This is a genomic window from Selenomonadales bacterium (genome assembly GCA_017442105.1).
Taxonomy (GTDB): Bacteria; Bacillota; Negativicutes; order RGIG982; family RGIG982; genus RGIG982.
In genome coordinates this window covers 1-12,806 of sequence record JAFSAX010000102.1, presented here as the reverse complement: position 1 = coordinate 12,806, position 12,806 = coordinate 1, and the positions used below count along the sequence as shown (strand labels likewise).

At 48.0% G+C, this 12,806-nt stretch carries 9 protein-coding genes and 1 tRNA gene; 8 read left to right on the top strand and 2 right to left on the bottom strand.

The genetic code is table 11. The annotated features are described in order from the left end of the window. Nucleotides 1-81: 81 nt before the first annotated feature. The 5 genes from IJN28_04105 (at nt 82) to IJN28_04085 (ending at nt 8,679) form a co-directional block, all read left to right on the top strand. The gene (locus IJN28_04105; protein MBQ6712954.1) at nt 82-2,511 is read left to right on the top strand and encodes a phenylalanine--tRNA ligase subunit beta; all 2,430 of its coding nucleotides are present in this window, start codon (nt 82-84) and stop codon (nt 2,509-2,511) included. Nucleotides 2,512-2,679: 168 nt separating this feature from the next. After that, the gene (locus IJN28_04100) at nt 2,680-3,327 is read left to right on the top strand and encodes a DUF421 domain-containing protein (protein MBQ6712953.1); all 648 of its coding nucleotides are present in this window, start codon (nt 2,680-2,682) and stop codon (nt 3,325-3,327) included. Between the two features lie 15 nt (nt 3,328-3,342). Continuing rightward, complete coding sequence (locus IJN28_04095; GenBank protein ID MBQ6712952.1) at nt 3,343-5,820, top strand: DUF3656 domain-containing protein; 2,478 nt, start codon at nt 3,343-3,345, stop codon at nt 5,818-5,820. A gap of 15 nt (nt 5,821-5,835) precedes the next feature. Beyond that, entirely contained in the window at nt 5,836-8,199 is a 2,364-nt protein-coding gene (locus IJN28_04090) for an endonuclease MutS2 (protein MBQ6712951.1), read from the top strand. 93 nt (nt 8,200-8,292) lie between these two features. Next, a complete protein-coding gene (locus tag IJN28_04085; GenBank protein ID MBQ6712950.1) occupies nt 8,293-8,679 on the top strand; it encodes a hypothetical protein in 387 nt (128 codons plus the stop codon). Between the two features lie 156 nt (nt 8,680-8,835). Here the strand turns inward: IJN28_04085 and IJN28_04080 are convergent, their stop codons facing one another. Then, nucleotides 8,836-9,156 (bottom strand): YbaB/EbfC family nucleoid-associated protein, encoded by a 321-nt coding sequence (locus tag IJN28_04080; GenBank protein ID MBQ6712949.1) that lies wholly within the window; start codon nt 9,154-9,156, stop codon nt 8,836-8,838. 159 nt (nt 9,157-9,315) lie between these two features. On the opposite strand from IJN28_04080, the gene IJN28_04075 reads away from it, so the two are divergent. Next, on the top strand, nt 9,316-9,465 hold the full coding sequence (locus tag IJN28_04075) for a hypothetical protein (protein MBQ6712948.1): 150 nt from the start codon (nt 9,316-9,318) through the stop codon (nt 9,463-9,465). 41 nt (nt 9,466-9,506) lie between these two features. On the opposite strand, the gene IJN28_04070 is transcribed toward IJN28_04075, so the two are convergent. Further along, nucleotides 9,507-11,669 (bottom strand): penicillin-binding protein 1A, encoded by a 2,163-nt coding sequence (locus IJN28_04070; protein MBQ6712947.1) that lies wholly within the window; start codon nt 11,667-11,669, stop codon nt 9,507-9,509. Nucleotides 11,670-11,798: 129 nt separating this feature from the next. Here IJN28_04070 and yunB point away from each other — a divergent pair, with 129 nt between their 5' ends. Both yunB and IJN28_04060 read left to right on the top strand, forming a co-directional pair. Beyond that, a complete protein-coding gene (yunB, locus tag IJN28_04065; GenBank protein ID MBQ6712946.1) occupies nt 11,799-12,446 on the top strand; it encodes a sporulation protein YunB in 648 nt (215 codons plus the stop codon). 204 nt (nt 12,447-12,650) lie between these two features. Beyond that, a tRNA-Gly gene (locus IJN28_04060) sits at nt 12,651-12,725 on the top strand. Nucleotides 12,726-12,806: the final 81 nt, after the last annotated feature.

The window sequence follows — 12,806 nt, the reverse complement described above, 5'->3', positions numbered from 1 at the left end:
ATTGACGATTTGCGCTTGTTCTATGACAATGATTTGCGCTTCTTACGTCAGTTTTAATTCGAGGAAAGAGGAGATATAATAATGCAGACTTCAATTAAATGGTTGAAAGATTATGTTGATTTTGAACAGTCTCCCGAGCAGATCGCCGATATGCTGACGATGGCAGGCGTGCCGGTCGAGAATGTTGTTACGCTTGGTGAAGGTATCGAAAAAGTCGTAACAGGCAAGATCATGGATATTACAAAACATCCGAATGCAGATAAATTGCTCATCTGTCAGATCAATGTTGGCGGTGAAGAAAATATTCAGATCGTTACGGGCGCACAGAATGTCCGTGTCGGTCAGACGGTGCCTGTTTGTCTTGTGGGTGCGAAGCTCCCGAACGGCATGACGATCAAAAAAGGCAAACTTCGCGGTGAATTGTCGCTTGGTATGCTCTGCTCGGCAGCGGAGCTCAATCTCGATCCGACGATGCTTACGGCAGAACAAAAGGAAGGTATCTTCATTTTGCCCGAAGGCACGCCGCTCGGTCAGGATATCAAAGAAACGCTCGGTCTTAACGATTCGATCTTGGAGTTCGAATTGACGGCAAATCGTGCAGACTGCTTCTGTGTACTCGGTCTTGCTCGCGAAGTCGGTGTACTTACGGGCAATGCAGTAACAAGACCGATCCTCAATTTGTCCGAAAACGATGAAAAAGCAGCAGACCTTGCAAAAGTAACGATCGAAGAGCCGTCGCTTTGCCCGCGTTTTACGGCTCGCGTTATCAAAAATGTAAAAGTAGGCGCATCTCCCGAATGGATGAAACAACGTCTTCAGGATGCAGGTATCCGTTCTATCAATAATGTAGTCGATATCACGAACTTCGTTATGCTCGAAATGGGTCAGCCGATGCACGCATATGACTATGATCTCGTAAGCGGTCATCATCTCCATGTACGCCGCGCACTCGAAGGCGAAGTATTGACGACGCTCGACGATGTAAAACGTACACTTACAAGTGAAATGCTCGTGATTGCCGATGATGTGAAAGCAGTCGGTCTGGCAGGCGTTATGGGTGGTCTTGCAACCGAAGTAACGGATGCGACGACGACGGTATTCTTGGAAGCGGCAGCTTTCAACAGTGCAAGCGTCCGTCGTACAGGCCGTAAACTCGGTCTTCGCTCGGAAGCATCGGGCAGATTCGAACGTGGTGTCGATGTAGCGGCGATCTCGGCTGCGATCGACCGTGCGGCAGCTCTTATGGCTGATCTCTGCGGTGGTACGGTCGCGCAGGGTATCGTTGACGAATATCCGGGCTTTGCGCTTCCGACGCAGATCACGGTAGAAGCGGAAGCGATCCGCAGTCATATCGGCGCACCGATCCCGACGCAGACGATGGTCGATATCTTGACGCGTCTTGAATTCGCAGTAACGGAAGAAAATGACAAGCTGTCGGTCGTAGTACCGTCCTGGCGCGGTGACTGCACCGTTATGGCAGACCTTGCTGAAGAAGTTGCACGTGTATACGGCTTCGACAATATCCCTGTCAAAATGCCCGAAAGTGCAATGGCAAGCGGTGGTCAGAGCTATCAGCAGACGATCGTCGATCGCGTGACAGCGATCTTGGCTGGCTGTGGTATGAATGAAGCAATGTCGTTTGCGTTCTCGCATCCGCAGGCATTTGACAAGCTTAACATCGAAGCAGATTCTACGCTTCGTAATGCGATCCCCATCATGAATCCTATTACAGAAGAATTCCCGATCCTTCGTACGACGCTTCTCGGCAATATGCTTGATATGGTAAGCCGTAACGTATCGCGTAAAAACGAAGATCTCAAATTGTTCGAGATCGGTTCGGTATTCCTTCCGAAAGCACTTCCGCTTACGGAACTTCCGACTGAAAAAACGGAGCTTTGCGGTGTACTTTACGGCAGACGTTATCCGACACTCTGGAATCAGACAAAAGATGTTGTTGATTTCTACGATGCAAAAGGTACGGTAGAGCGTATCTTGGCAGGCCTTGGTATCAACGCATATACGATCGAAGCAGGTTCGCATCCGTCGCTCCACCTTGGTAAAACGGCAGTCGTTATGGCGGGCGGTAAAGTCATCGGTCATATCGGTGAAGTACATCCGAAAGTCCTTGAAGCATATTCGATCCCGAAAGCGGCATATATCTTCTACTTGAGCATTGAAGTTCTTGCAGAACTCTCCTCGCTCATTCCGAAATATCAGTCGCTCCCGAAATATCCTGCTGTTACGCGCGACTTGGCATTCGTCGTATCGACAGACGTTACGTCCGAAGCGATGAAAGAAGTCATCCTCGCAAATGGTGGTCAGTACCTCCAGCGTGCAGAAGTATTTGACGTCTATATGGGCGCCCAGGTCGGCGAAGGAATGAAGAGCGTGGCATACTCGCTGTTCTTCCAGTCGGCAGAAAAAACGCTTACCGATGCAGAACTCGAAGAGCCGTATCAGAAGATCCTTGCGGCACTCAGCGAAAAATGCGGTGCTGAGATCCGTAAATAAAAATAAAGAAATGAAAACAGATCATGTGAAAGCATGGTCTGTTTTTTATATTGAGAAAAAGCAGGAAAAAGGATTCTGTGTGCGAATTGAATAAACAAGTATGTTTATGTCAAAATACAGAATAAGGTAATCGTCCCACGTTCATAATACGAACAGGGAGGGGCGATCATGACAGAAGATTTTTGGCAGGTATTCAAGCTGTTGGTCTTTCTTTGCGGGGTATCTTTGTTTGTTGTACGTATCATGGGCAATCGAACGGTAGGGCAGTTTTCGCCGTTTGATTTTATCATGCTCGTCGGTATCGGTGATATTATGGTATCGACTGCAATGGATAAGACGATCACGCTTGCATCGGGATTCGGTGGAATGGCAGCGCTCTTGTTGCTGCAGCAAGTGTTTTCGTTTCTGTCCCTCAAAAGTAAGCTGATCCGTAAATGGGTAGAGGGTACGCCGATCGTCTTGATACAAGACGGCAAGATATTGACCGAAAACTTGAGAAAAGCACGTGTCAACTATGATGACTTACGACAAGAACTGCATCTGCAAGGACTGGAAATGTCGAATGTTGCGGATATCAAGTTGGCGCGCCTTGAGAGCAGTGGTGATTTTTCGATCGTCAAGATATCGGAAAAAGAACCGATCACACGAGAAGACCTGTTTCGACTGTGCGAAGAAGCAGAACATGATCCGTTCAGTATTGTCGGAGAACAAATGACGCGAATTAGGCGCATGGCTAAGCAGGTAGATGAAATACAAAAAAGTATTCAAAACATAGAAAGAGATATACTTAACAAACAGCCGAAAAAAGAAACATAATCGGAGGCGAATGACGTGGTAGAATTATTAGCACCGGCAGGCAGTAGAGAAGCCTTGACCGCGGCCGTAGAGAGCGGTGCCAATGCCGTCTATTTGGCAGGAAAATCGTTCGGCGCGCGTGCATATGCCGATAATTTTGACAGAGAAGAATTAAAAGAAGCGATCCGTTACGCACATTTGCGTGGTGTCGCGATCTATGTGACGGTCAATACGCTCGTCGATCAGAATGAAGCAGAGGACTTGGCAGATTACCTGCGCTTTTTATACGAAGCAGGTGTCGATGCTATTATCATACAAGACTTGGGTGCGGTATATCTTGCGCAGAAGATACTGCCTGAGCTTCCGCTCCATGCCAGCACGCAGATGACGGTGACGAATCTCCCTGCGGCAAAATTCTTGGAAAAACAGGGATTCAAGACAGTCGTTTTGGCGCGTGAGGTATCGCTTGATGATATCAAGACGATCAGTGAAGGGACGAGTGCGCTGATCGAAACGTTCATTCACGGTGCACTTTGCGTATGCTATTCGGGTCAGTGTTTGATGAGTGGTATGATCGGCGGTCGCAGTGGTAACCGCGGCCGTTGTGCACAGCCGTGCCGTCTGCCGTATCAGCTTGTCGATGACAAAGGCAACAACGTGCTGGAAGGTAAAGATGTAGGGCAGTATCTGCTCTCGCCGCGTGACTTCTGCACGATAGACAAGCTTCCCGAGATCGTTAAAGCAGGTGCGCGTTCGCTTAAAATAGAAGGCCGTATGAAGCGTCCCGAATATGTAGCTGTCGTAGTCGATGCGTATCGGAAGTCGCTTGATTCGATTCGCGATGATATTCGTTATGCGGTCGATGAAGCGCTCAAAAAAGACCTGACACAGATATTTAACCGTGACTTTACAACGGCATATCTGGAGAAAAAACCGGGCAAAACGATGATGAGTGACCGTCGTCCGAATAATCGTGGTGTACGTGTCGGGCGTGTCGTAGCCTACGATGCGAAGAAAAAACTTGTTACGATGCGTCTTGATGAGAGAATGCAGGTAGGCGATATCATTGATATATGGGTCAAAGTCGGCGGTCGTGTCAATACGACGATCCAGGCGATGACGATAAACGGAAAGGAAGTCGCATCAGCAGAAAAAGGTGCAGAAGTAACGTTTGCCGTGCCGAGCCATGTGCGTGTCAGTGACCGTGCATTCAAGGTATATGATGCGGCATTGATGGAACGTGCTAAGACGTTCTATGCGGGCGGTGCGCCGGTACGCCGCGTTGGTGTGGCGGCAGAAGTATTCGTCAGCGAAGGACAGCCGCTTACGCTCACGCTTCGTGATGCAGACGGCAACATGGGCGTCGGTCAGACGGATTTTCTTGCAGAAGCAGCACGCAAACGTCCGCTTTCGGCAGAAACGGTGCAAAAACAGCTGGAACGTCTTGGTACGACGATGTTTGCACTCGATTCGCTCGATTTTGAATGTGAAGGCGAATTGATGGTGCCTGTCAGCGAGCTTAACGAAGTGCGCCGCCGTGCGGTAGCACAGCTCGAAGAAGCGCGCTTGGCTCCGTATATGCGTGAGTCTGCGCCGTATCGTACGCTGCCGAAGTTGTCGCGCAATGACAAAGAAACGAAACCGCTTTTGACGGTACATACCGATACGATAGAAAAAGTAGAAACGGCATACAAAAACGGTGCCGATGTCGTCTTGTTCGGCGGAGAAAATTTCTCGCACAAGGCAATTACACATAGTGATTACGAAGAAGCTCTGCGACTTGCGAGAGCATATCACAAGAAAATCATCTTTGCGACACCACGCATTGCGAAGCAGTGGCAGATGAAAGCGATCGAAGAAGAACTTCGCCTGTTCAATCAGCTCGGCGGAGATGGTGTCAGTGTTGGTAATCTCGGTGTGATGGCACTTGCGCAAGAGATCAGTGAGCTTCCGATCCATGCCGATTTTTCGCTCAATATTTATAACGCATATGCCGTTGATTATTTGAAAGAACAAGGTATCAGCAGTGTGACGTTGTCGCCCGAACTGAATTTCGGGCAGGTAGAACGCCTTGTCCGCCGTGCGACGCTTCCGACGGAGTGCATCGTACACGGACATCTTCCTCTTATGGTCAGCGAATATTGCGTATTGGGCAGTTTCCTCGGCGATATTGATAAGAAGCCGTGTTCGCAGGTCTGCACGAAACAGAAATATTATCTGCAAGACCGCATGAGTGAGCGATTCCCGATCGCGACCGACCAATTCTGCCGTATGCATATCCTGAATACAAAAGAGTTGTCTATGCTTCCGCACGTAGAACGATTCGGTGAGATCGGTGTAACGCGTATCCGTATCGAAGGAAAATATATGGCAGCCAAAGAATTGGCTGATCTCGTTCGTCGTTATCGTTTGCTTCTCGATGCGGGCAATTCGCTGACGGAACGAGAGCTTACGCAGTGGACGCACGAGAACGAAAATATTACACGAGGACATTATTTCCGCGGTGTGTTGTAAGAAGCGGGAGGGTATATGAAAAAATCAGTTTTCAAAACAGTAGAATTTGATAAGATCCGTGAAGCGGTGACGTCATATGCGGGTTCGGCGATGGGAAAAGAGCGTTGTGCACGTATGGTGCCGCTATCCGAGCCATCTATGATCCGTGAAAAACTCGATGAAACGGATGAGGTCATGCAGATACTCCAATCGGCAGAACCGCTTCCGCTCGGCGGGATACGTGATATTCGTTCGAGTGTGACGCGGGCGGGGCTTGGTGCTGTGCTTATGCCCGATGAGTTTTTGGCTATTCGCTCGACACTCTATGCGGCACGTCGCTTGAAACGGTTTTTTCAAGAAACGGCGATGGAACTCCCGCGCCTTCGCGAGCTTGCGCTCGGCATCACGATGTTCCAGAAGATAGAGGACAAGATAGAAGGTGCTATCAGTGAACAAGGTGCGGTGCGTGATGATGCCAGTGTAGAATTGATGCGTATCCGTCGCGATTTAAAATCGTTTCAGGGTCAGATAAAAGATCGCTTGGAGGGAATACTGAAACATCCCGATTATCAGAAATTTTTCCAAGAGAATCTCGTTACGATGCGCGGTGATCGCTATGTTATTCCTGTCAAACAGGCATATCGCCATGCGTTCCCCGGTATCGTACACGATCAGTCTGCCAGTGGTGCGACTGTCTTCATCGAGCCGATGGCCATTGTGAAGATCAATAATGATATTAAGCAACTACAGCTTTCGGAGAAACAAGAAGTAGAACGTATCCTTCGCGTATTGTCACAGCTCATCGGCGCAGACAGCGAGCTTATTCGCGAGACGTGCGAAGCGATGGCAGAACTTGATTTTATCGTAGCGCGTGCACTCTATAGCGAAGCGCATCAGGCAGTGCGGCCTATCATTTCGGAACAGCGGTGCATCTCGCTTCGTAAGGCGCGTCATCCGCTCATTGATCGTACAAAAGTCGTGCCGATCGACATTGTGATGAAGCCGAATACGAAAGCACTTCTTATCACGGGGCCGAATACGGGCGGTAAGACTGTCACGATGAAAACGCTCGGTCTCTTTGCGTTGATGATGCAGTCGGGCTTGTTCCTGCCTGCGGCAGAAGCATCTGAACTGCCGATCTTCGATTCGGTCTATGCCGACATCGGTGACGAACAGAGCATCGAACAGAGTCTTAGTACATTTTCGGCGCATATGACGCATCTCGTCGATATTTTGCGTCAAGCCAAGTCGAACGACCTTCTTCTTTTAGATGAGGTCGGTGCAGGTACAGACCCTGAAGAAGGGGCGGCACTTGCGATGGCGATCTTGGAACATATCTTGTCGTGCGGTGCCAAGACGGTGGCGACGACACATTACAGTCAGTTGAAACTGTTCGCTTATGAGCATCCCGAAATCGAAAATGCCAGTGTGGAATTCGATACGAAAACGCTTCGTCCGACATATCGACTGCTTATCGGCGTACCGGGAAGCAGTAATGCCTTTGCTATCAGTAAGCGGCTCGGTCTATCCGATGATATCATCAGCAAGGCGCAGGAATTCTTGGAAGAGGAACACATCCGCTTGGAATCGGTCCTCTCCGATCTGGAAGCTGAAAAACGTGCTTATACGGAGCGCTCGGAAGAAGCGTATCGCCTGCAGCAAGAATCGATCCGATTGAAACGAAGAGCGAGCGATGAGCGCAGAGAGCTGAAAGCAGAACAAAAACGCATCTTGCAAAAAGCACAAGAAGAAGCCGCCGCCATCATTCAGGAAGCAAGACGTCAGTCGGAGATGGTCATTCGCGAGCTCAAAGAGCAGTTCAAGCAGACGAATGAAGCGAAACGACAAGCGTCTATTCAGTCGGCACGTACTTCACTTCAACGCGCGCGTGACAATGTAGGTTCGCTCGACCGTTATGAAGAAAAAGGCGGTATGAAAAAGGAAGAAGCCAAGGTCGGACAGACAGTATATGTTGCTTCGCTTCGGCAAAAAGGTACGATCGAAAGCATCAAAGGCGACAATGCCATCGTTCAATGTGGTTTCCTCAAGACGACCGTACCGATCACATCGTGCAGTCTGGTAGAAGATGTGCGTGAGAAAAAAGCAGAAAAACCGAAAAAAGCTGCTCGCAGTCTTGGATTTCAGAAAGCGATGAATGTACGACGTGAGATCGATATTCGTGGTATGCTTGTGGAAGAAGCCGAGTCTGTCTTGGGTAAGTATCTCGATGATGCGGTGCTTGCAGGATTGGCGCAAGTCATCATCATTCACGGAAAAGGTACAGGCGCACTCCGAAAAGGCGTGCAAGCATACTTAAAACACCATAACAGTGTATTTCGATTTGAGCCTGCTCCGCTCAATGAAGGCGGAGATGGTGCGACACTCGTTACACTGCAATAAAAAAAGATGTTTCCTTCCTTGTGAAGGGAACATCTTTTTTATCAAAAACTGTTTTTCCAATCGAGATAACGATTGGTCGGTGCAGGATCTGGTTTGGACGATTGTGGTTGCGGTGTGGTTGGTGACAGTGGTGGTGTGGGCGTAGGCTCGAGTGGCGATGGTATAGATGGAGCAGGTTGTGGTGGGGAAGGAGCGGCTGTCGCAGATGCAGGATGTGATTCGGAAGAGGGTGGCGCAGTTTTGGCAGGCGTTGGTGCTGCTCCGCCGGTAAGGCTTTGGACGACGTTCATCATTGCCGCAATACTGTTCGGGTTCAGCTTGGATTTTATTTGCGGACTGTTGAGAAGCGGCAGGAGAGAAAGAAGTGTATCGGCACTACCGAGCCCGCCACCTTGCGAAGTGCCTTTGGCCAAGTCGCCGAGCAGTTTTTGCAGAGGATTGGCAGGCTGTGCCGATGAGCTCGTATTGGTGGGCGGTTGATTTAGGATCGTGAAGATGCAGAGAAGGGATAAGAGATGTATCCAAGACTGACCCTCTGTTTTGTGCGATGACAGCACATCGAGAAGCGTGAGGATCGTTTGAAGAAGAGATTTATCTGTTGTGCTCATCGCATCAACTCCTTTATAACAGACTGTATCAGAAGAGTCCCGGGATCGGAGGCAGGTTGAAGTCTTGCGAGAGCTTACCCATTGCCGATTGATTACGCTCGCGTGATTGACGAGATGCATCGTTAAAACAAGCGATCAAGAGATCTTCAAGCATCGCCTTGTTGTCGGGTGACAAATAAGATGGATTTAGATGGAGCGCGATGACCTCTTGTGCGCCGTTCATTACAACATGGACGACATCACCGCTCGACGACTCCAACCGTTCCTTACGCAGTCCTTCCTGTATAGACTGCACATTCTGTTGCACTTTTTGGATAACCTCCATCATATTGCCGAAATTCCCCAACAAAGAAACCACCTCCGAATAATCTTTCTTCAACATATGAAGCGTATTGGGAAAAGTGAACCGAAAAATAAAAAAACGGTCATGAACACTTACCTTGCAAAGCCATATATTACAGTATAAGAGCGGCAAGATAATACGCTCTTGAATAAAGGAGGTTACATCATGGGCAGATATAGTGGTTTCGGTGGCTGTGGCGGTTTTGGCGGCGGCTGGATATGGATCATTATCATCATCATTTTACTCTTATGCTGCTGCGGCGGTTTTGGCGGCGGCAACTACTTGACGAATGATGATAGTTCCTCTTGCTGCTGACGGCATAAGAAAAGCCCCTGCTTATGCAGGGGCTCTTTTCTTTAATTGTTGCGAGATGGAGGTGGTGGCAAGAAAGGAGAAGTCGATTTTGTCGTGCTGTTCTGTTTGGAAGTCGATTGTTTTGCTCCCTTCTTATCGTCAGCTTTCTTAGAATCGCTTTTTTTATCATCAGACTTTTTGTCGTCGTTCTTATCATCTGCTTTTGTCTCTTCCTTCGGCTCCTCTGTCGTCACATCTTCTTCGGTTGTTTCTTCATCCTCTTCGGGGAGTGGATCGCCACTGTCGGTTGCCTTGAGCGTTTCCTTGTCCATATCGACACCGCGTGGTCTTGTAAAATCTGTTGCCGGCATATTGCGTACGGCAACTTTCATAAAATCACGCCAGATAGCAGCAGGGAGCGTGCCGCCTGTAACACCTGACAAATAACCGGAGCTGTCCATGCCGACCCAAACACTTGCTACCAAGTCAGGCGTGAATCCGACAAACCAAGCATCGCGGTTGTTATCCGTTGTACCTGTTTTGCCTGCCGCAGGACGACCGATATTCGCTCTTGCACCCGTGCCATGCGTTACAACATCCTTCATCATATCAGTTACGATATAAGCAGACGTTGCACTTACAACATCTTTGCTTTGCGGAGTCAAGTTTTCTTCAAGCACCTTGCCATCACGATTTACGACCTTGATGATCGGAGTCGACTTGGTAAGTACACCGCCCGTTGCGAATACACCGTACGCAGAGGCAAGTTCAAGCGGTGTCACACCGCGGGTCAAACCACCCAGCGATGCCGCCGACAAATTGCAGTCGTTGACTGCACCCTCAAACACCAGCGAAGTAATACCCATATCTTGTGCATAACGGAGAACCTTCTCGGGAGAGAGCTGTTGTACCAGCTTCACTGCAGGGATATTAAGTGAATACGTAAGTGCATGACGAAGTGTCACCGTACCCGAATAATTGCCCGAGTAGTTTTTCGGCGACCAATTGCCGATCGTCAATGCAGCATCACGAATCGTTGTTTTCGGACACATACCACTGTCGATCGCTGCCAGATATACAAACGGCTTCCATGCAGAACCCGGCTGACGTTCAGCCATCGTAGCACGGTTAAAATGATCGTTGCCGCGACCGCCGACCATCGCTCTGATGTGCCCGTTGTGCGGGTCGATCGCAACGATCGCAACCTGCGGCTGCTGCACACCGTTTTCATCCGTGCGATAAGTAGGAAGCTGCGTAATAGCGGCCTCCGCAGCCTTCTGCATATTTAAGTCGAGCGTCGTATAGATCTTCAAGCCTTCCTTATAAACAGCATCGGCACCATACTTTTCGATCAATATCTGCGTCACATAATCAATAAAATAAGAAGCCAACTGGCGCGACTTCGCACCGCCGGGCTCGGCAAGAACGATCTCTGTCGCCTTCGCACGTGCCGCAGTTTCGCTATCAATATATTGATACTTCACCATCTGATTCAAGACCACTTCTTGGCGAGCCTTCGCTGCCTTCAGATTATTAAACGGTGAATAGTAATTCGGACTCTTCGGAATACCTGCAAGCATAGCACACTCCGGAAGCGTCAGATCCTCTGCATTCTTATTAAAATACGTCTTAGCTGCTGCCTGGATACCATAAGCACCTTGACCGAAATAAATCTGATTCAAATACATCTCAAGAATCTCTTGCTTCGAATACTGGCGCTCGATCTGGAGAGCCAAAAACATCTCTTGAATCTTACGCTTCAACGTACGCTCTTGAGATAAATAAGCATTCTTGGCGAGCTGTTGCGTGATCGTACTACCACCCTCCGACACACTGCCTGCGGTAATATTCACAACTGCCGCACGCATAATGCCAAGAGGATCGATACCGCAATGCTTATAAAAACGAGCATCCTCTACCGCAACAAAAGCATTCTGCAGATCCTTCGGCATATTCGCAATCTTGATTGGAAGTCGGTTTTCCTCCAAATGAAGATTACAGATCAGATCACCATTGATATCAAAAATCTGCGACGAAGCCGCGGGACGAATATCATTCGTAAGCCCCGGCTTCGTATTCATATTCGCTGACAAAAATCCCAGACCAATACCTGCCAGCATAACCACCACAACAATACCAATCAAAAAACCAATCTTAGACTTACCCGACTTCGATGATTTCTTGGAAGGTTTAGCCTTACGTTTAGATCTAAGTAGATTAGACATAATATCCTCCTACAAATAAATGATACTTAATTATATCACATCAAAAGCAACCAGAGAAGAAAAAAGCATACATATACACACATCTTACACACAAAGAATAAAATAATAGAAAAAGAATGGAGAAACCATATGAAATACCATCTTGCTATAGCAACCCCAAACAAGAGCATACTCACCATATTCATAGTAATCACACTCTTATGCAGCACATTCCTATGGATAGACAACGAACTCAGACCCACCCTGTACATCATAGCCGAAAACAAAATCAATCGTCATGCAACGACCATCATAAGCCGAACCGTAGAAAACATCATCAAAGAACAAGGTCAAGAAGCCCTGCGTGTACATACCATCTTAGACGAACGAGGAAAAGTCATCCTCGTCCAACCGGACACTACCCAATATAACGCCATCACTGCCGCCATCACCAACAATATAGAAACAGAACTCTCTGCACTTGCTGATATCCCCATCAACATACCCCTTGGACAATTATCGAAAATCAGCTTCCTTGCCGGTCGTGGACCGGAAATACCCATTTATATGAAACCAACAGGCAAAATCATTGTACGACCACAAAACCAATTCGAACATATCGGCATCAACCAGACCAAACACAGCATGTACATTGACATCATGATCGACATACGTATCATCATACCATTCACAGAAGAAACAACCACTGTCCAAACAACAATACCCCTAACAGAATACATCGTAGTAGGAGATGTACCGCAGACCTATGTCGAAATACCACATAATATTTTAAAATAAATTCAAAAAAAGTGTTGACGAGGCAGTTTCATTGTGATATTATAAACAAGTAGTCGGTTGACGGCACCAACCAAATAGTTATCACAAAAAAGTAGTTGACATCAGCGAAACATTGTGATAGACTAAATAAGCTACTTCGGTAGCAAGTGTTCTTTGAAAACTAAACAATGCAAACAACAAACACGCTAGATGTGCGAGTCAAAAGCGGGAATAGCTCAGCGGTAGAGCATCGCCTTGCCAAGGCGAGGGTCGCGAGTTCGAATCTCGTTTCCCGCTCCAGACTTTTTAAACAATTTCTTTTTAAACCAGATTTATAAGAGCCATCAAGGTTCTTCAATAAAATTTATTGGAGAGTTTGAT

Bases quoted from the DNA above. Each gene is read 5' to 3' on its own strand.
- IJN28_04105 (MBQ6712954.1), top strand. From the start codon at position 82: ATGCAGACTTCAATTAAATGGTTGAAAGATTATGTTGATTTTGAACAG.
- IJN28_04100 (MBQ6712953.1), top strand. From the start codon at position 2,680: ATGACAGAAGATTTTTGGCAGGTATTCAAGCTGTTGGTCTTTCTTTGC.
- IJN28_04090 (MBQ6712951.1), top strand. From the start codon at position 5,836: ATGAAAAAATCAGTTTTCAAAACAGTAGAATTTGATAAGATCCGTGAA.
- IJN28_04075 (MBQ6712948.1), top strand. From the start codon at position 9,316: ATGGGCAGATATAGTGGTTTCGGTGGCTGTGGCGGTTTTGGCGGCGGC.
- IJN28_04070 (MBQ6712947.1), bottom strand. From the start codon at position 11,669: ATGTCTAATCTACTTAGATCTAAACGTAAGGCTAAACCTTCCAAGAAA.
- yunB (MBQ6712946.1), top strand. From the start codon at position 11,799: ATGAAATACCATCTTGCTATAGCAACCCCAAACAAGAGCATACTCACC.